Here is a 19,422-nt window from a genome sequence, read left to right as displayed (position 1 = left end):
CTCATCGGAAAACCAGTCGCCCGCTCGCCTCGGCAATTTCCAGTAGGTTGATCACCTTCTCGCGTGCGGCTCGCAGTCGATCGGATTTGACCCCTCTCAGTAGAGCGTCCCTGAGTTCGTTCATTCCGCCGAATTTCTGGTCCGGCTCCTGATTCCTCTTGGCTATGATGGTCTTGGCAGGGCCGGGTTTGACTCGGGCGGCAGCCTCAATCTCCTTGAAGTTGTTTGTCGTGTTGATGTTGACGATCGCGTGCGGGGCTTCACTCGAGTCCCACGGGGGCTTGTCGAAATTCCCGTTGCTCCAGCTTCCGGACCGTTTCCCTCCTGCGCTCGTCCTCTGCCATTGCCCATTGGGGTGGTCGTATCCGCCCCAGGTCATCACGACCGAATTGGGGAATCCGGGATAGTCCTGCCTGTACGTGATGTCGACGTCGTACCAGATCATCTCGTTGGGCTCGCCCGTGCCACTCCATCCCCGCCCTCCCGGCCTTTTGTCAAGGGAGCGTGCTGCGGGGTGCTCTACCGTTTCCCTGGCGTCGATGTTGGTCGTACCGCGTGCAGGTACCAGGTTCGATGTGGAGGATTCTCCGCCCAGCACGCCTGTCAGCATGTGCATTCGCACCCACGCCGCGTGCTTGGCGAGGTTGCGGTGAACGATCTTGTCCCAGCCCAGTGGCCAGGCGTCCGGCCGATCTTCCGCTTCCGATCCCGCCGGTGTGGACTTTTTGATGTACGACGCCTTGAAGCTCCGCGCTATCGTGCCGTCGGAGAAGGGCGGCAGGATGGTCGGCGGCAGGGGTGGCTTATCTGCTTTCGAAAAACGTAGCGCGAGAAGTTCGGCGAGCCTCTCCATGTTTTGCTGCAGGTTCACCATTTGAGCGTTGAAGCCCGCATCCGTACTGCTTCCCGAGAAAATCGGCGAGCCGAGCGGTGTGCGGGTCCGTGGATTCGTTGTCTCCTTCTCTGGTAGGCGATCTTGAATACCGTTTGTGATGTCTCCCCTTTGCTTGGCTTCCTTCCGGAACTTCTCCTGCTCGGCGTACATGTCCGGGTTGCTGTCCTTGAGCTTTTCGTTGTTGTCGTCCTTCCATCCATTGAGGTACCTCTGAAGCGGATCAATCTGGCTGCGTACGGCCAGGTCTGCGCTCCTGCCTCGGCCGTTGAACAGTAGGGTGTGCATTTCGCCGGCCTTGGTGCGGAAATGCACCTTCGGCAAGTCGTAGTCCTTCTTGCCGTCAGGCTCGCGCCGCCGGTCGCGGTTTCTGTCGCGCCGCCGCTCGTGATTGCGCCGCAACCGATCCCGCTGCCGCCTCCACTGGTTCCTCAACCGGTGGGTGCGGTTGTTGAGTTTGTGGCCCAGCTTGCGGCCCTTGCCGAAGAGGCGGCGGGCGGCGCGGCGGGCGCGGTTGAGGGCGGACTTGAGGGTTTGGCGGGCGCGGCGGAGTGTGCGGCGGGTGCGGGACTCGGGTTTGCGGCGAGGGTGTTTCTTGGTGCTCACCTTCTTTTTGTCGTCATTGTTCTTTTGCAGGTCCGGCTTCTTCTTGCGGCCCTTGTCGTCCTGCTTCTTGCGGAGGGTGTCGCGGGCCGGGCCGCGGCGTTTGTGGAGGTGGGGCTTGTCGTCGTCGTGTTGCTTGCGCTGGGCGTCGCGGGCGCGGCGGCGGGCGGCGTTGACCTCGCGGCCGTCCTCGCGGCGTTCGTGTTCGTCGGGCTTCTTCTTGTGCTTGGGCTGGGGCTGGTGCTCCGGGCGGGGCTTCTTTTCGGGGGAGGGGCGTTTGGTCGGGCGGGGGCCGTCGTCCGGGCGGGAGGTCTTGTCCGGGGAGGGCTTGCGCGGGACCGGGGGTTGGTTGGGCTTGTCGGTGGGGCCGGGCTTGTCGGCCGTCGGGCCGGGCCGGTTGGTGTTGGCGGGCTGACCGTTCTGGCCCGGCCTGTCGTGGTGGTCGGGACTGCCGGGTGCGCCGGGCTCGTCCGGACCGCCGTGCCCGCCGGGCCGCCGCTTGCTGCGGATGTTCTTGAGCATCTCGCCGAGCTTGCTGGTGACCTTGCCCATGTACTTCTGGATGCCGTTGATCAGGGCCTGGTAGATCAGCTCCAGCAGGGCGACGACACCGGCCGCGACCGCCTTGGCGAAGGGCCGCGCCGCGTTTCCGCTCTTGACCGCCTTCAGGAAGTCCATGAAGAGGCCGAAGGCGGCCAGGATCTTGCTGAGCGCGCCCCAGGCGGTCTTGAGCGCGTCGATGACGGCCATGGCCCAGCCGGCCCCGGGGATCAGTTTCGCCACGACCTGTTTGATGACCAGTTCACCGATGATCACGGGGAGTTGGGGGAGGGCCGCATCCCAGGCCATCTTTCCCATCTCTTCGGCGGTGACGTCGCCTTCGATCAGTGCGTGGAAGTCTTCGGGTGACAGGCCGGTGATCTCCTGGATCTTTTCGTTGATCCAGTTCTTGACCGCCGACTTCGTCTCCTCGAAGAGGTACTCCCTCGCTCCCGTCCGTGCGGCGTCGCCGGCCTTGCTGATCCAGCCGCCGGGGTCGGAGACGATGTCATTGAAGATGGCGGCCCATTCGCCGAGTGCCTCGACGACCCCCTTCGCGAATTCCAACGCCCCGACCGTGGCGCTTTCCGCGATGTCGACGGCATTCATGAGCCCGTCTTCCAGCACGTTCAGCCCGGCGACAAGCGCGTCGGACAGCCCGTCGAGCAGGCCTCCGACGACCTTCTTGAGCGCGTCGGCGGCCTCGTTGACCTTCCGTACGGCGTAGTCGCGGGCGCCGTTGATGGTGTTGCGCCACTTGTCGCGCATCGCCGGGTAGTCGGCGAGGAGTTCGTCACCGAGGGCGATCAGGCCGTCGGCGAACTCATTGATCCGATCGACGACCCAGTTGCGGGCCTTGTCGATGAACGCGAAGACCTCGGTTTTGAACTTGTCGATCAGGCCGGTGACGGCCTTCCGTGCCTCCTCGAAGAACCCCTTGATCGCTTCCTTGATCTCTTTGAACCACGACTTGAGCTCGTTGATCGCCCCGTCGAGCCAGTTGTCGGCGTTGTCCTTGCTGTTTTTCTTCTTCTGCTCCGCCTTGTCCTTTGCGTCGGTCTGTTCCTTCTCGATCTGCTCGTTGTCTTTCTTGGTGCGATCCTTGACGTGGTCGTCGGTTTCCGTTTCCTTCGTCTTGATCTTGCCGCGGACCTCGGCGTACCGTTTGCCCTTCCTGCCGTCGATATCCGCGACCTTGTCGTCCTGTTCCTTCCGCCACTTGTCGCGGTGGCCGGAGATCTCGGACTGGCCCTTCTCACGTTCGTTGGCCTGCGTCTTGCTGCTGGAGTCGACTTCCCGCTTGAGGTCGCGGTCGTGCTTCAGCTTGTCGTCCTTGGCCTTTTGATCCTTGGCCTTGCGCTCGTCCGTCATCTTCTGCCGGCCGTGGGTGAAGCCCGCCTGGATCTGCGGACCGCGGTCGTGCTCGGCCACGGCGTCGGCGGACTCGACCGGTACGCCGCTACCGGGCGCCTTGCGCCCGCCCGCCTGCCCGGCCTTCTTGCGTGTGCCGCCGGGTACCTTGCCGGTCAGGGTCTCGCGGGGAACGTCGGGATAGATCTGGTCCTCGCCCATCGGGCGGGCGGCGTCCTCGCGGCCGGACTGATGCAGTTCGGTCTTTCGCTCGTCGAGCTTCTGCCCCTGCTCGTCCGTACGTTGGGGGTCGGAGTCGTCCTGGAGAGGCAGCCCGGGGGCGTCGCCCACCTTGGTGCCCTGCATCCCCGTGTCCGTGGTGGGAAGTTCGAGGATCGAGTCGATCAGGTCATCCAGCGGGAGGATCTCCTTGAGGAGCTTCCCCAGCAGCTTGGCGCCGATCGTCACACCGATGTCCCACCAGCTCGGCTCCGGCATGTCTGCGGTCGGCGGTTCGCCTTCCGGTCGCTGCTCGCCGTCGATTTCCGGGGTCTTGCCCTGGGCCGCGTCGGTACGGGAGACCTTGGCGTTCGTGTACGCCCCCGGGGCGGCGGGCTTCGGACCACCCGGCACGGTCTTCGGCGAACCGGACGGCCGCGCTGTCTTCGGCGGCGCCTTGCGCAGCGCCGTACGTTCCTTGCCGACCGAGTTGCCCACCGCCCCGTCGACGCCCTTGAGCGTCTCCAGCGCGATGTGCGGCGTGAGCTTGGACGCCGCGGCCAAGCCCGACTCGGGGGTGTCCTTCGAGACATCGGGCGCCGGGGCTTCTTTCTTGGGCTTCGTCGCGCCGGATGCGGCGCCCCGACCGCCGCCACCGCGTGCAGGTGCCGGAGCCGGAGCCGTACGGCCACCTCCGCCGCCGCCTCCGCCACGCCCGGCGGCAGCCTTCGCCGCCTGCCTGGCCGCCTGCCGCTTGGGCCCCGCGAGGTTCGGCCGCGCCGCGGGCTTCGCCGCCCCGGGCTTCGGACCCCCGTCCGCCTTGGGAGCTCCGCCCTTGGCCGACGTGGCGGCGGACATGAGCTCAGCGGGGCCGCTCCCGGCCGCGGGCTTCGGCGGGGACGAGGAGCCCGCCCGGGAGAGGCTGTCGGGTCCGGCTGGTGAACTCGGCGTGGACGCGGGCCCCTTCCCCTCGGTGACGTCCTTTGTCGCGAGGTCGTCCTTGGCCCGCTCGCCGCCGGTCGAGGTCGCGTCGCCGGAGGCGGAGTCCCCCGAGGGCGTGCTGCTGTGTGCCGTGCCCGTGCCCGTGGCCTTGCCGGTGGCCGCGCCGGTTTCCGTACCGGCTGGTGTGCCGGTCTCCGCACCGGACGTCTCACTCGTACTGCTGGCCGCCTGGACACCCACATCTCCGGTGCCCGCCGAGCCGCCACCCGCGCTCGTCCCGCCGACGGCACCCGCAGCCGAGGATGGCGAAGCCGTACCGCCTGCCTGGCGGCGCGCGTCCTCATCGGCCTTCGCCAGCTGCCCCGGCGCGGCCGTATCACCGCTGGAACCCGAACCCGCCCCGCCCGACCCGGCGGTGGCCGCACGGGCCGCATCGTCCCGCCGCTTCGCCTCCGCGTCCTCCTGGCGCTCCTTTGCCTGCTCCTTCTCCCGCTCGGCGTCGTCGGGGTCGGTCGGGTCCGTGCTGTCCTCGTCCGGCGCCTCGCCGGTCTTGTCGTCCGCCGACTCGTCCGGCTCGGGGCCGATCTCCTGCTCGATGGACTTGTCGGTCTGGAGGTCCTCGGAGAGCTGCTCGTCGGACTCGCTCTCCGACGAGGCGTCCCCCGCACCGGATCCGTCGGACTCGCTCTCCGCCTGTCGCAAGGGCGCCGCCGACTCACCCTCGGTGGCCGGGGACCCGATGACGCCGGGAACGCCCTCCCGCCCGCCGCCGGCCGAGTCCTTCGCGTTCGTCCCGTTCGCGGGGGCACGGGGGGAGCTGTCGAGGCCGTCTTCGGTCAGGGAGTCGTCGTCTCCCGCAGCGTCGTCGTTCGCCGCATCCAGGTCGGCGTCCTCGTCGCCCTCCTCAGTGTCGGAGTCCTCCTCGTCGAGGTCCTCCGACTCCTCTTCGAGTCCGAGCGGCTCGTCGTCGGCGTCCTCTTCGTTCTCGGGGTCGCCGGCGCGGCGGCCGCTGTCGATGCCGCGGTCGGTCCGGTCCTTCTCGCCGGGCTCCTCAGCGCTCTTGTCGAGGTCCTCGGGACCGGCGGCCTGCTCCTCGGCAGCCTGGTCCGCACGTTCGTCGCCCGAGCCCTGCGCCCCCTGCTCAGCGGCCTGTTCCGGCTGTCGGCCGGAGTCCTGACGGTCCTCCTCCTGGCCGCCGGCCGCACTCGCCGCGTCCTTCTGCGAGCGTTGCCGGGCAGCATCGGTGTCCTGCTCTTTCTCCGCTGCCCGCGACTCCTGTTGTGCCCCGGCCGTCTCCGGGGACGGGTCTGCCGACTGCCCGGACGCCGCCGACGCGGTCTCCGGCGAAGGGGCCTTCGCCGAGCCGCCGGCAGGGGACGGGGGCTGCCCGCCCGGCTCCACGGCATCCCCGTTGCCCGCGGGGTCGGAGTCCTTGCGCTGCCGCTCGCGCTTCCGCCGGCCGTCGCCTTCCTGCTCCGCCTGCTCACGCTCGGTACGCGCGGCGGCCGTCCGCTGCGCCCGCTCCTGCCGGATCGCCTCGGCCTCGTCGGGAACGGCTTCGGGGGCCGCGGCCGCATCCAACGGCGGCGTTCCCGCCTGCTCCACCTCCTCGACCAGCTCGTACAGCCGCTCCAGGTCGGGCGTCGACAGCCGTACCTCCAGCCGGTCCAGCACGCTGTCCTGCACCTCGGGCGCCAGCCGGGCCAGTTGCAGGCGCACGCGGCCCGAAAGGTCTTCGGGGTCGCCGCGGAGCGAGCGGAGGACACCATTGGCGAGGCGGTCCACCAACGTGGCCGGGTCCAGTTGCTCGAAACGCCGCCGGTCGGCGTCCACCGTCGCGTAACGCAGCCACCCGGGCGTCGCCTGCCCCGGCTCGATCTCCGCGGCCGGCTCCACGTCACGCACGGAACCGGCCAACGCGGCCCGCACCGATTCCTGCGCCGCTGACTCCGCCTCCCGCTCGATCGCTTCCTGGGGCAGGCTCACCGCGCCCAGGTCGCGCCCGGCCCGCAGCGCACCCAGCCCGTGCGGGTTCTGGACCGTGTGCAGCAGCTCGTGCGCCAGCAGCCGCTGCCCGTCCGCCGTCCCCGGCCGGTACGTACCCTCGCGGAAGAAAATGTCCTGGCCGACGGCGAAGGCATCCGCGCCCATCAGGTCCGCCAGTTGCCCGGAGTCCCGGTCGGTGTGCAGGCGGACCTGGCTGAAGTCGTGGCCGAGCTGTTCCTCCAGCTCGCGGCGGACGCTCAGGTCCAGGGGCTGGCCGGCGCCGCTGACGATGTCTTTCGGTTCCGGGGTGCGGGACTTGGCGGAGCGTTCCTTGCGCTTGCGGCGCTTGTCGTCGGTGGCCGACCGGGTGTCCTGCGTCGAGGACCGGGTCGTACTCATCGCGCTTCCCCCCGTCCTGCGAGTCCCGCGTGCACCGCGCGCGCCAGCGCCTCGCCGAGACGTACGGGATGGGCCGTGGCGGGCAGTGGAGGGAGACCGGCGAGGCCGTCCAGGGCCAGGCTCGAACCGTCCGCCGCCAGTGGCACGCCGCGCTCGTGTACGAGCCGGGTCAGCTCCTTTTGAAAGGCGGCCGACACCCGGCCCGGGTCGACGCCCGAGTCGAAGCCGTCCAGGACCAGCTCGCCGATGTCGATGCGGAAGGAGCGCGGCGGCTCGGGCGCATGCTCGTTCAGACCCATCCGTGGACCTCCGACGGTGTCAAGGAGCGTTCCAGCTTCAGGTACTCGGTACGGGCCGCCGCCAGCATGTGGCGCATCTGGAGGCGGTCGCCCTCCTCGGCGGCGAGGAAGGCCCCCGAGAGGGCGATATTGCGGATCGAGCCGCCGGCGACGGTGAGTTGGGCTAGGAGGGACGGCTCGATGCCCTTCGTGGGGGCCTGGGAGGGAAGGACCCGGCGCCAGATCTCCGCGCGCTCCTTCTCGCCCGGGAAGGGGAAGTCGACGACGAAGCGGATGCGGCGCATGAAGGCGGAGTCCAAGGCCTTCTTCATGTTGGTGGTCAGGACGGCCAGGCCGCGGTACGCCTCCATGCGCATCAGCAGGTAACTGACCTCCAGGTTGGCGTAGCGGTCATGGCTGTCCTTGACCTCGCTGCGCTTGCCGAAGAGCGCGTCCGCCTCGTCGAAGAGGAGCAGGGCGCCGCCGCGTTCGGCGGCGTCGAAGACGCGACTGAGGTTCTTCTCGGTCTCGCCGATGTATTTGCTGACCACTTGGGAGAGGTCGATGATGAAGAGATCCAGGCCCAACTCCTTGGCCATGACCTCGGCGGCCAGGGTCTTGCCGGTGCCGGAGCCGCCCGCGAAGAGCGCGGTGACGCCGAGGCCGCTGCGCAGCGCCTTGGCGAAGCCCCAGTCCTGGAGGACGGTGCTGCGCCGGCGTACGTGGGCGACGATCTCCTGGAGGATGCCCAGCTGGCGGTCGGCCAGGACCAGGTCGTCCCAGCCGGCCCGCGGCTCGATGCGGCGGCCCAGCTCGTCCAGGCCCATCCGGGCCTCGGTCAGGCCCGCCTGCCAGGCCAGTTCGGCGGCGTCCAGCACCGCCGAGCCGGGCAGGTCGCGGCGTACGGTCGCGGCGGCGGACCGTACGACGTGGGGTGGGAGCTGGAACTGGGCTACCAGGGACCGGATATGGCTGCCCGTCACCTCCGGAACGTCCGCGAAGGCGTCCGTCCACATGCCGAGCTGCTCCTCGTCGGAGAGCTTCGGGACGGTCACGCGTTCGCCGCGGGGCCGGCCGGTCCGGCGGGGCTCCGGACTCGACACCACCAGAGGGACCGCCGCCCCCGCGATGAACGCGTCCGCGGCGGCGTGCTGGTCGCGGTCCATCTCGCCGACCTCGACCAGGAGGGCGGCGGGGAGCAGGATCGACTCGCGCTGCCAGAGGCGGGCGAGGCGGTCGCGTTCGGCGGCGTCGGTGGGTATGTCGTCGGCGGCCATGGAGTACAGGCCGAGGCCCGAGCGGCGGGCGGCGGTCGCCGCGATGTCGGCGCGGCTGGGGAGGTCGGCGCCGACCAGTTCGACGCGGAGGGGGGCGTCCGGGCCGGCGCCCGCCCAGCCTGCGGCGATGCGGTTCGCGGCGGTGTCGTACGAGGGCGGGAGGCTGCCGGGGGCGGTGGTGCGGCGCAGCAGGCCGTGCAGCTTGGCGTCCAGGTACGGCGAGCCGACCAGGAAGTGCAGGATGCGTTCGTCCAGGCGGAGCCGGGTGGTGGTCAGACGGGTCTCGTCGTCCAGCTCGATCAGGCGCCAGCGGCGCAGCGGGGCGACGGGTGTGAGGGCGCTCCAGTGCGGCGCGTCGAGCGCGGCCAGGGCCAGAGCGAACGTCGGGTACGTATGGCCGGGGTCGGTGCTCGCGGCGGCGCAGCGGGCGCCGGCCGTCGGGTCCAGCTCTGCCGCGGCGGCGAGCAGGACGATCTCCCGCTCGAAGGAGCTGAGAGCGAAGCAGGCGGTGAGCGCGTCGAGGGTGGGGAGGGGCGGGAACGGGGAGGGGGCCACGGTGGTGGGGGAGTCGGTGGCCGGAGGGGGGCCCGCGGGGGCGTCTCCGGCGGGCGAGGCCTGCCCCGCCGGGCTCCCGGTCCTTGTTCCCCTGCCCGCCGGTTGCTCCGTGCGGGCGCGTGCGGCGTGTGCGTCCAGGCGCGTCAGTACGGACCGTACGGCAGCGGCCAGCGTGGCACCGTTGGTGTCACCGCCCGCATGTCCCGCGCCCTGGCCGCCGCGGCTCCCCATGTCCTCTGCTCCCCCCGCTCCGCGCACCCTTCCTCAGCCCTCTTTGCCGTCGTCCGTACGGTCCGCGCCGCCGCCCTTGCCGTCGGCGTCCGGTCCGGAACGGGAGCCGGACCGCCCGCCCTGCCGGGGCGCCGCACCGGTCGCCTTCCGCGTGCGGCCGGTACGCGAACGTGCCTGCGCCGCGCCCGACTTGGCGCCTCCGGCCGGCTTCTTCGCCGCGGCACGGGTCGTTGCGCCGGCGCCGCCGGCGGCCCGAGCCTCCGGGCCCTTCGCCTCCGCGGCCTCCGGCTCGCCGACCCCGGCCCCGGGCTCGGCCGCCGCCCCCGCCGTTCCCCCCGTCTCTGCCGTCCCCGCCGCACCCCCGACCGCCGGCCGCTCCGGCGCCCCCGGCACCCCGAACGGCAGCACCGTCACCTCCGGCCGTTCCACCGGCTTCGCCGGCTTCGGCTTCTCGTGGCCGTCGAGGAGGACGAGCGACGCCTGGTAGACGACCGACAGGGAGTACGGGGTGTTGTGGAGCATCCCCCAGAGCTTGGAGGTTTCGTCGACGTCCATCTGGTTCGGCGTGAAGCGGACCCGCTGGAGCGACTCGGCGAGATCGCTGCCCTCCAGGTACGGCCGCTGCGCCGCCTCCTCGATCAACTCCTTGGGCAGGACCGGGATTTCGTGCAGGGTGCGGACGACGCTCCCGATCAGCCGCTGCCCGACCAGCTCGGTCTCCTCGCCGTACGCGCTGATCACGTACTGCAGGTCGATCGCGGCCGCCGGCCGCTTCAGCAGCGTCCCGTCGGAGGCGCGGGTGACCAGGTCGTTGTTGCGCATCGACGGGTTGTGGGTGACCTGGTAGAGGAAGACCGTGATCGTCGGGTCGGTCGGCGGATCGGCCGGCGGCTTACGGGTCTCCACCGAGACGGCCATGTCGATCTCGGGGTGCAGATTGTGCTCGATCAGCAGCGCAAGGGCCTGGGTGACCGTCGCGACGGCGAGTGCGTTGCTCATGAAATCCGTCCCCCTGGAATCTGCGCCGGCCAAGTCGTTCCGTACGTCACCGTCAGCTCGTCCTCTCCCCGCGCGCCAGATAGTCCGCGAGGCTCAGCGACGGCTCCCGGCGGTCCGGACGCGCCGGCCGACCACCCGCCGCGGGTCGTTCCGCGCCGGCCGCGCTGACCTCGAGACGTCCGATCTGTACGTGCACCACCCGCTCGGTGCCGCGCTGCGCGCGCCGCCCGGCGGCCGCGGCCCGGGTGGCATGACGGGCCGCCGGCACCGCGTCGGTACGCGGCCGCAGCGCCGCGGCCGGCGAGGACGGAGCGGCGTTCGCGTCCGGCGCGGGCCGTGCGGCCGTCGCCCGGCGCGCGGATCCGTCCTCCCCGGACGCGCCCGCCGCCCGCCGCGTCCCTACGGCCTCGGGCGCGGCCGGACGCGGCCGGGGCTCCACCGCCGCCGCGGGCCGCAACAGCGGCGCCGCCGGCCGCGCCACCGGCTCCACGAGGTCCGAAGCGTCCGGCCGCGGGGCCTCGGACCGTACGACGGTCTGCCGCTGCGTGGTCCTGATCTCCCGCTCGTACCGGACCCGTTCGCCCTCGAAGGGCGAGGTCCGGGGAGCCTGCGGATACAGCGGAGCCGGCTCGTCCTCCTCCGCGGGCGCGCCGCGCAGCGCCTCGATGCGCTCGAACGGGCCGGGCAGCCGGGGCTGTACGAGCGCGCGGGCGGCGGGCGCGGACCCACGACCGGAGCCGGGGCCACGGCCGCTGCCGGACGCATCCGGAAAGGCGCCCCCGGACACCGGCGCATACCGCGCCAGCAGCCGGTCGAAGTAGTCAGGCATCTGCGCACAGCTCCAGGTAGTAACGGCGCCGCAGCGGACTCAGCGCCAGGATCTGGGGCTCGCTCCAGCCGTAGGCCGAGGCGAGCAGATGGACATCGAGGAGCACGTCCCGGGCCCAGGCGTCGAGCTCGGTCCACAGATAGGCCGCGATGTCCAGCTCGGCCGGGGTGGCCGCGCCGCACTCGGGGCAGGCGATGTTCAGGGTCAACTCCGCGCCGGAGTCGGCCCGTTCGGCCTCCTCGGCACACCTCTTCAGCACCGCTTCGGGCAGTGCCGCCAGGTCCTCGTCCGTGGCCGCCCGCCCGCCCCGCACCGCCGACAGCACGCACCGCACCCCCAGCATCCGCCGGGCGTCCGCCGCGTCCACGGCGGCGGAGACCGCGGCCAGATCGGCGGGAGAGGGCAGCCGGAACCGCACCGCCCACTCGCCCTCCTCGACCCGCAGCCCGCCCTCCGGCAGCCGCGGCCGGGCGGCGCCCAGCTCGCCCGCGTCGAGCGCGAACTCCATCGCCGCGCCGCAGTCCGGGTCCGCACAGTCGAGCGTGACCTGCATGCTCTCGCCGAACAGCGCCCGGCGCAGCGCGAACAGATCGGCCGCCCGCTCCCCGAGCGGCACCGACAGCAGTTCGTCGGTGCCGGCCCCGGGGCGGGCCGCGCGGTGCAGCAGCAGGGCCCGGCCGCCACCCTGCCGGGTCAGCCCGGCCTCCCAGGTGGCCAGCAGTTCAGCGGGCCCGGTGACCGTCATTCCTCACCTCGTCCGGTGCGCAAAGGATGCCGCTGGGTACGGATGCGGGGACCGGCTCACGCCGGGTTGGTGAACGACGGCTCCTCCGGCTCCGGCACCTCGTAGTCCCGCTCCCAGCCCTCGCACTCCAGCTTCAGGCTCTGGATGGCGACGGCATTGGCGTTGGCGTCCAGCTCGCCCAGGACCTGGTACTCGCTGGGCCAGGCCCGGTAGACCTTGTGCGAGACGGCGACCTGGCCGGCCTCGTTCAGGACCTGGATGACGAGGTCCTTGCGGAAGTCCGCCAGCGACACCTCGGAGCCGAGACCGGCGCCTACCTGCCAGACCTTGTTGGCCCAGCGGTCGAACTCCGGGTCGTGGGTGACCCCGCGCTCCAGGGTGATGCCCTCGAACTCCGAGCGCCCTGGCGACTTGCGCGGTGAGCTGGGGTCGCCGCCGTTGCGGTGCTTGACGACCTCGGTGGTGCGCTTCAGCGGGCTGATCTTGCTGACACCCGCGACCGTACGACCGTCCCACAGGACCAGGAACTTGAAGTTCTTGTACGGGTCGAAGCGATGGGCGTTGATCTGAAACTCAGCCATCGGATTCCTTCACGTCCTTTGCCTGCGCGTTTCTAGACGTCGAACTGGCCGGCCATCTGCTGGATCTTGACGATCACGAACTCCGCCGGTTTGACGGGCGCGATGCCGACCACGACATTCACGATCCCGTTCTCGATGTCCGCCGCGGTCGTGGTGTCCTTGTCGCACTTGACGAAGTACGCCTGGCGCGGGGTACCGCCCTTGAACGCACCCTTCTCGAAGAGCGAGTGGAGGTACGCCGAGGCATTGAGGCGGATCTGCTGCCAGAGCTGCTCGTTGTTGGGCTCGAACACCACCCACTGCAGCCCGCGCAGCAGGCTCTCCTCCACGTGCAGGGCCAGCCGTCGCACCGGCACGTACTTCCACTCGCTCTCCAGCGCGTCCGACCCCTCCAGCGTCCGGGCGCCCCACACCAGCGGGCCGACCATCGGGAAGGTGCGCAGGCAGTTGATGCCGAGCGGGTTGAGCAGCCCGTTCTCGCGGTCCGTCAGCGTGACGGTGAGCGAGTGGACGCCCGCCAGCCGCGCCTCCGTGCCCGCCGGTGCCTTCCACACTCCCCGCTCGCTGTCCGTACGGGCGATGACGCCCGCGAGGGCGCCCGACGGCGGGAAGGAGCGCAGCCGACCGGAGAGCGGGTCGGTCAGCTGCAGGTGCGGGAAGTAGAGGCCGGAGTGGTTGCCGCGGACCGGATCGAAGGCGGCGATGCCGGCCCGGGCGGCGTCCACGCTGCCCCAAGTGGCGGGCGCGTCGACGAGGAGGAAGATGCGGCGTTCCCGGCAGAGGCGCTCGGCCGCGGACAGGACCGTGATCGCGTCGTCGACGTTCTCGTACGAGGCCAGCTCGGGCAGCGCGAGGAGGTTGACGTCATGGACGTCGCGCAGGGACTGGAGTCCGCTCTTGCGCGCCTCGCTGCCGATGATGTCGCGCGGTCCGGGCGGATCGCCGTCCTCGCCGCCGCACAGCGGGAACACCGGCGGGTTGACGGAGGCCTCCAGACCCAGGTCATTGGCGCATTCGCCGAGGAAGCGGACCGTGTCGCCGGGGTCGAGGGAACCGGCGACGACCTGGATGCGGCGCCCGAAGGCGGTGACCTCGGCGCCCGCGAAGGCGTGCTTGCCCGGGGCGTCCGGCAGGGAGCGGAGCTTGTGCTCCAGGAGGAGGGCGAGTTCGGCGACGTTGCAGGGCGCTTCGCCGTCGCAGTCCGGGTCGTAGAGGGTGAACTCCCGCTCGACCTCGCCGATCTTGACCGTCAGGTCGACGGCCAGGTCCGGGAGGTCGTGATGGAAGGCCTTGGAGACGGTGCCGGACGGATCCGGACGCCCCTCGCCGACGACCTCGACGCGGATCAGCGCGGAACCGGCGTTGATCACCGTCTCGGCGTACTTGCCGTGGCCGGGATCCATCGACAGGCCGGAGTACGCCTCGCGGGCGCTGCCGTGCGCATCGAGGACCCGGAGGTTGAACGTCTCATCGGGGCAGGAAGTGTCGTGATCGACCGCCACCCGCAGGCCCGAGCCCCACACGCCGGGCTCCTTGGCGTGCACCTTCAGCACCGGGCACTGGCTGTGGCCCTCGGTGGACTCCAGGGTGACGTGGGCTTCCTTGCCGCTGCCCGCCTTGGCGACCCGGACGATCACCGCGACGGTGCCGCCGTTGCCGAAGAACTGATGGACGGCGTACGCGACCGGGCTCTGCGCCGTGAGCCCGCCGAAGCGGCGCTCGAAGTCGGCGAAGCTGGTGATCCGTACCGGTTGGTTGAGCGGGCCGCGCCGCGTGTGGCCGACGAACGCGGTCACGGATGTCGTAACGGTGGTGATGCTGCGGATGCTGCTGGGAAGCTCTTCGACATAGACGCCGGGATAGGTCGTATGTGTCGGCATTCCCCCTCCAATCCCTTCAGGCACCGAGTGTGAGGACACCAAGAAATCGAGAAAGAAGGGGGAGGAGAGGCGGGGAGCGGAAGAGCCCACGGCCGCGGGGCAGCACTCCGCCCCGGTCGGTCAGGCATTCCCCCCACTACCCATCAAGTTCCCCCGTCTGCACCCGGTGCGGAGCGATCTGCCGACCGACCTGCACGGGACCAAGCCCGACGCGCGCGACCGCCGTACGGCGGCGCATGACTCCGGCTTGTGACTCCTGATGCGTAAGTGCTCAACTGCTCAACGCATCCTCTGCTGTGGGCAGTTGGAGGGTCAAGGGGGCTTTCCGGACACCGTTTGAGGGAGTGTTGTGCGGAGGCGTCTCGGATTCTCCGCAAGCGGAATCCCGCGCCGCCGGAATCACCCGGGAAGGGGCGCACCGGGAGGTAGCGGGCGGATTCCCCGAACGGCGCCCGGGTGTCGCCGACCGTTCCCCCAAACGATCTGTGACGGTTATCTCTGTGACCGTAATCACCGCCGGAGTGTGATCCCTGATTTAGGAGGCCAGCGGCAGCGGCGATAACCTGCGAGACGGACATGCCGCGTATTCGGACACCGTGTACGCCTCCCCTGTGACAGCGCCGTCACGTTGCCCTTCGCGGCACGCCCATCGCAGACAACGAACCGCGATCACTACGGCGATTCTGAGAAGACAAGGGACGGACGCGCGTGGACCTGTTCGAGTACCAGGCGAGGGACCTCTTCGCCAAGCACGGTGTACCGGTGCTGGCCGGTGAAGTCATCGAGACGCCTGAGGCGGCGCGCGAGGCAACCCAGCGGCTGGGCGGCAAGTCGGTCGTCAAGGCGCAGGTGAAGGTCGGCGGCCGCGGCAAGGCCGGCGGCGTGAAGCTGGCCACCAGTGAGGACGACGCGGTCGAGAAGGCCGGTCAGATCCTGGGCATGGACATCAAGGGCCACACGGTCCACAAGGTGATGATCGCCGAGACCGCTCCGGAGATCCTCGAGGAGTACTACGTCTCGTACCTCCTCGACCGCACCAACCGCACCTTCCTCGCCATGGCGTCCGTCCAGGGCGGCGTGGAGATCGAGGTCGTCGCGGAGGAGAACCCCGACGCCCTCGCGAAGGTCCCGGTCGACGCCAACGAGGGCGTCTCCAAGGAGAAGGCCCAGGAGATCGTCGCCCAGGCGAAGTTCCCGGCCGAGGTCGCCGACCAGGTCGCCGACATCCTCGTCACGCTGTGGAAGACCTTCATCGAAGAGGACGCGCTCCTCGTCGAGGTCAACCCGCTCGCCAAGGTCGCCTCCGGCAAGGTCATCGCCCTCGACGGCAAGGTCTCGCTCGACGAGAACGCCGAGTTCCGCCAGGCGGACCACGCGGCCCTGGAGGACAAGGACGCAGCCAACCCGCTCGAGGCTGCCGCCAAGGCCAAGGGCCTGAACTACGTCAAGCTCGACGGCCAGGTCGGCATCATCGGCAACGGCGCGGGTCTCGTCATGAGCACCCTCGACGTCGTCGCCTACGCCGGTGAGAACCACGGCAACGTCAAGCCCGCCAACTTCCTCGACATCGGTGGCGGCGCCTCCGCCGAGGTCATGGCGAACGGCCTGGAGATCATCCTCGGCGACCCGGACGTCAAGTCCGTGTTCGTCAACGTCTTCGGCGGCATCACCGCCTGCGACGAGGTCGCCAAGGGCATCGTCCAGGCGCTGGAGCTGCTCAAGTCCAAGGGCGAGGACGTCAGCAAGCCGCTGGTCGTGCGCCTCGACGGCAACAACGCGGAGCTGGGTCGCAAGATCCTCTCGGACGCGAACCACCCGCTGGTCCAGCGCGTGGACACGATGGACGGTGCGGCCGACAAGGCCGCCGAGCTGGCCGCGGCCAAGTAAGGGACGAGGACTCCAACACCATGGCTATCTTCCTCACCAAGGACAGCAAGGTCATCGTCCAGGGGATGACCGGCGCCACCGGTATGAAGCACACCAAGCTCATGCTCGGTGACGGCACCAACATCGTCGGTGGCGTCAACCCCCGCAAGGCCGGCACCTCCGTCGACTTCGACGGCACCGAGGTCCCCGTCTTCGGCTCCGTCGCCGAGGCGATGGAGAAGACGGGCGCCAACGTCTCCGTCCTCTTCGTGCCGCCGGCCTTCGCCAAGGCCGCCGTCGTCGAGGCCATCGACGCCGAGATCCCGCTCGCCGTCGTCATCACCGAGGGCATCGCCGTCCACGACTCCGCCGCCTTCTGGGCCTACGCGAAGTCCAAGGGCAACAAGACCCGGATCATCGGCCCGAACTGCCCCGGCCTGATCACCCCCGGCCAGTCCAACGCCGGCATCATCCCGGGCGACATCACCAAGCCCGGCCGCATCGGTCTGGTGTCGAAGTCCGGCACGCTGACCTACCAGATGATGTACGAGCTCCGTGACATCGGCTTCTCCTCCGCCGTCGGCATCGGTGGCGACCCGGTCATCGGCACCACGCACATCGACGCCCTCGCGGCGTTCGAGGCCGACCCCGAGACCGACCTGATCGTGATGATCGGCGAGATCGGCGGCGACGCCGAGGAGCGTGCGGCCGACTTCATCAAGGCCAACGTCACCAAGCCGGTCGTCGGCTACGTCGCGGGCTTCACCGCGCCCGAGGGCAAGACCATGGGCCACGCCGGCGCCATCGTCTCCGGCTCCTCCGGCACCGCCCAGGCGAAGAAGGAGGCCCTCGAGGCCGCCGGCGTCAAGGTCGGCAAGACCCCGTCGGAGACCGCGCGCCTGGCCCGCGAGATCCTCGTCGGCTGATTGCGCCTCCTGGCACCGCCGGACCCGTCCTGCGGCGCAGTGCCTCACGGCAACGGACGCGGGCCCGTACCCCTGGTGGGTACGGGCCCGCGTCCGTTGTGGCGTTCTCGGCGTCCTCGGAGGCCTCGGCGCCGGCAGGCCGGACCGGCTACTTCGCGTCCCGCACCCGTGCCACGATCTTCTCGGTCAGGCCGAGGCCGGCGGCGCCCATGTCCCCGGATCGGACGCTGTAGAAGGTGGTGACGACGACCTTCCCGACCCGCGTCGCCACCAGCGTGGTGCCGCCCTCCCACTCGGGTGCGGAAAGGACGGCCTTGAGGGTCTGGTCGCCGACCTTCGGGACCTTCACGGTCTTGACCGTCACGGACGCGGTGGTGCCGTTGGACGTGTCCTTGAAGTGCGCGCAGTGCGTGAGCACCTTCTCCAGGCGCGTCATGACCGTTTGCGCGTCGCTGCCCCGGAAGCTGTCGACCTCCTCGTTGAACTCCTCCTGGGAGGCGTTCACGAAGTCGGCCTGGGCGAACGAGGCGCTGTGGACGCCGCTGGTCTCGATCCAGGCGCTGGCCTCCAGCTTCGCGCAGGCGCCCGCCAGGTCGACGGCCGCGCTCGGCGACGGGGCCTCGAAGGCCTTACCGGTGTCGCGGGTGGCCTGCGGGTCGGCGTGGTAGCCCTTGGGCAGGACGCCGACCGGAAGCAGCGTGGACTTCAGCCGGGTGCCGTTGAGCAGCCCGGCGTTCGGGTCGCCCGCGGCGGAACCGGCCGACGGTCCGGACGCGGCCGATTTGCCGCCGGTGTCACCGGTTCCACCGGAGGAGCACGCGCTGAGGGCGAACGGCAGCACGGCGGTCGCGGCGACCGTCACCAAGGCACGACGAAGCTTCATGAAGCCTTCTTCTGGGTCAAAGACGAAATCAGGAAAGAAAAAGCAAGAGGCCGTCGCGGTATGGGGGTGTGCGGTGCGGCAGGCGCTGATCGTAAGGCTGTGCAGCGGTGACGCCCACAGATCTCCCGCCGCCGGTCGCGCCCGATCGGGCAAGGGAACGGGGGAAGATTTCAGCGAAACAGGGCAGTTGCCCCCGGATTTCGAGAAATTCCTATGGCGAGTATCACGCCGTATCGCGCCGCATCCCGCCGGAAAGACGCAAAGGCGGTGGGGGCATTGCGTAGGAAAGAGCGAATGGCGTCCGGGGCGCGCTGAATATCGGGGGCGGGTGTTCAGGCCCGTGCTCAGGCCCGTGAGGGGCGGGGGCTGAGGCCGCCCGTACGGCAACGTGCTGGTGGGGAGCGCAGCCGGGCTAGCGCAGTCCGGGAGTCAGGCGGGCCTCGGCGGGGAGATAGCCGCGGCCGCCGGGGCCCTTGCGTACGGCCGGGGGCTTGCGCGCGCCCTCGCGCTTGGCCTGCGCGACGGGCGCAGAGGGCATGGGGGTGGGCTCGGCGGCGGGTTCGGCGGTCGGTCTCACCGCCGGCTTCGTGGCCGGCTTCGCCGTGGGCCGCTGCGGGGGCGGCGTGTATCGGGCCGGGGCGGTGAACACCGTCAGGACGGTCGCCGCCGCCACCATCCCGGTCAGCCCGAGCGCCGCGCCGGTCGTCCACCGGATGGTGCGCGCGCTCCCGCTCCGTACGGCCCGCGGGGCGGGCACCGTGACCTCCTGCGTGGCCGCGAGCTTCCCGAGCCGGACGCGCAGCATCTCGCCCTGCCGGACCGGCGACCGGCCGGCCAGCCCCAGCTCCGGCAGCCGCTCGGCCAACTGCTCCCGCGCATGCATCAGCCGCCCGGCCGCCGCTGCCGTGCTCGCCTCCACCTCGGCCGCCATCTCGTACAGGCCGAGCCCGACGCCGTCGTGCAGCAGCAGCGTCCGGCGGTACGAGGCGGGCAGCTCCAGGAACGCGCACAGCAGCGCACGGTCCTCGGGTGTCCCGGCCTTCAAGGTGACCCGGCGCCGGGGCCGCAGTCCGTGCCACGGCGACAGCGCGTACTCGTACGCCGCCGCCCGCACCCAACCCGCGGGGTCCGCGTCCACCGCCACCTCCGGCCACCTCTGCCACGCCTGCTGGAACGCCCGCTCGACGGCCCGCCGCGCGAGCCGGGGCCGCCCGGTGAGCAGATAGGCCTGGCGGATCAGGGTGTCGGCGTGCCGGGTGCAGAGCTCGTCGAAGGCGGCGGAGGGGGTGGGCTCGGACGCCGCCGGCTCGGGCTCGGGCCCGGACGCGACGGGCTCGGGCTCGGACGTGGGCCTGGGCTCGGACGCCACCGGCTCGGGGGTCGGCTTCCGCTTGCGCTTGCTCATGTCAGCAGTGTGGAGAAACGCGCATAAGCATACATA

At 70.6% G+C, this 19,422-nt stretch carries 12 protein-coding genes; 2 read left to right on the top strand and 10 right to left on the bottom strand.

All coding sequences use genetic code 11. The annotated features are described in order from the left end of the window. Position 1: 1 nt before the first annotated feature. From ACIGWZ_RS13405 to ACIGWZ_RS13370, 8 genes are read right to left on the bottom strand one after another with little or no spacing between them, the layout of a single operon-like run. Positions 2–6,931: a DUF4157 domain-containing protein gene (locus ACIGWZ_RS13405; RefSeq protein ID WP_400063891.1), complete on the bottom strand. Its 6,930-nt coding sequence runs from the start codon at positions 6,929–6,931 to the stop codon at positions 2–4. Continuing rightward, positions 6,928–7,230, bottom strand: a complete 303-nt coding sequence (locus ACIGWZ_RS13400) for a hypothetical protein (RefSeq protein WP_400063890.1) — start codon at positions 7,228–7,230, stop codon at positions 6,928–6,930. The genes ACIGWZ_RS13405 and ACIGWZ_RS13400 overlap by 4 nt, the downstream gene beginning before the upstream one ends. Continuing rightward, positions 7,221–9,272 (bottom strand): AAA family ATPase, encoded by a 2,052-nt coding sequence (locus tag ACIGWZ_RS13395; RefSeq protein ID WP_400063888.1) that lies wholly within the window; start codon positions 9,270–9,272, stop codon positions 7,221–7,223. Before ACIGWZ_RS13395 ends, ACIGWZ_RS13400 begins: the two co-directional genes overlap by 10 nt. A gap of 33 nt (positions 9,273–9,305) precedes the next feature. Then, positions 9,306–10,271 carry a DUF4255 domain-containing protein gene (locus ACIGWZ_RS13390; protein ID WP_400063886.1) on the bottom strand — a complete coding sequence of 322 codons (966 nt, stop codon included), beginning with the start codon at positions 10,269–10,271 and terminating at the stop codon, positions 9,306–9,308. Between the two features lie 52 nt (positions 10,272–10,323). Then, positions 10,324–11,100, bottom strand: a complete 777-nt coding sequence (locus tag ACIGWZ_RS13385) for a hypothetical protein (RefSeq protein ID WP_400063885.1) — start codon at positions 11,098–11,100, stop codon at positions 10,324–10,326. Continuing rightward, complete coding sequence (locus ACIGWZ_RS13380; protein WP_400063883.1) at positions 11,093–11,845, bottom strand: hypothetical protein; 753 nt, start codon at positions 11,843–11,845, stop codon at positions 11,093–11,095. The genes ACIGWZ_RS13385 and ACIGWZ_RS13380 overlap by 8 nt, the downstream gene beginning before the upstream one ends. Before the next feature lie 56 nt (positions 11,846–11,901). After that, positions 11,902–12,426, bottom strand: a complete 525-nt coding sequence (locus ACIGWZ_RS13375; protein ID WP_400063881.1) for a phage tail protein — start codon at positions 12,424–12,426, stop codon at positions 11,902–11,904. A gap of 32 nt (positions 12,427–12,458) precedes the next feature. Then, positions 12,459–14,306 carry a phage tail sheath family protein gene (locus ACIGWZ_RS13370; protein ID WP_400063879.1) on the bottom strand — a complete coding sequence of 616 codons (1,848 nt, stop codon included), beginning with the start codon at positions 14,304–14,306 and terminating at the stop codon, positions 12,459–12,461. Positions 14,307–15,014: 708 nt separating this feature from the next. On the opposite strand from ACIGWZ_RS13370, the gene sucC reads away from it, so the two are divergent. Both sucC and sucD read left to right on the top strand, forming a co-directional pair. Beyond that, on the top strand, positions 15,015–16,193 hold the full coding sequence (gene sucC / locus ACIGWZ_RS13365) for an ADP-forming succinate--CoA ligase subunit beta (RefSeq protein WP_400063877.1): 1,179 nt from the start codon (positions 15,015–15,017) through the stop codon (positions 16,191–16,193). 20 nt (positions 16,194–16,213) lie between these two features. Next, positions 16,214–17,098 (top strand): succinate--CoA ligase subunit alpha, encoded by an 885-nt coding sequence (gene sucD, locus ACIGWZ_RS13360; protein ID WP_400063875.1) that lies wholly within the window; start codon positions 16,214–16,216, stop codon positions 17,096–17,098. A gap of 148 nt (positions 17,099–17,246) precedes the next feature. Here the strand turns inward: sucD and ACIGWZ_RS13355 are convergent, their stop codons facing one another. Together ACIGWZ_RS13355 and ACIGWZ_RS13350 are read right to left on the bottom strand one after the other, a co-directional pair. Then, entirely contained in the window at positions 17,247–17,981 is a 735-nt protein-coding gene (locus tag ACIGWZ_RS13355) for a hypothetical protein (RefSeq protein WP_400063873.1), read from the bottom strand. Positions 17,982–18,393: 412 nt separating this feature from the next. Beyond that, the gene (locus ACIGWZ_RS13350; protein ID WP_400063871.1) at positions 18,394–19,386 is read right to left on the bottom strand and encodes a hypothetical protein; all 993 of its coding nucleotides are present in this window, start codon (positions 19,384–19,386) and stop codon (positions 18,394–18,396) included. Positions 19,387–19,422 lie beyond the last annotated feature (36 nt).

This window comes from Streptomyces sp. NPDC053427 (assembly GCF_044544985.1).
Classification (GTDB): Bacteria; Actinomycetota; Actinomycetes; order Streptomycetales; family Streptomycetaceae; genus Streptomyces.
Note: the sequence above shows the minus strand (reverse complement) of the source record. Positions and strands in the feature narration are given on the sequence as shown.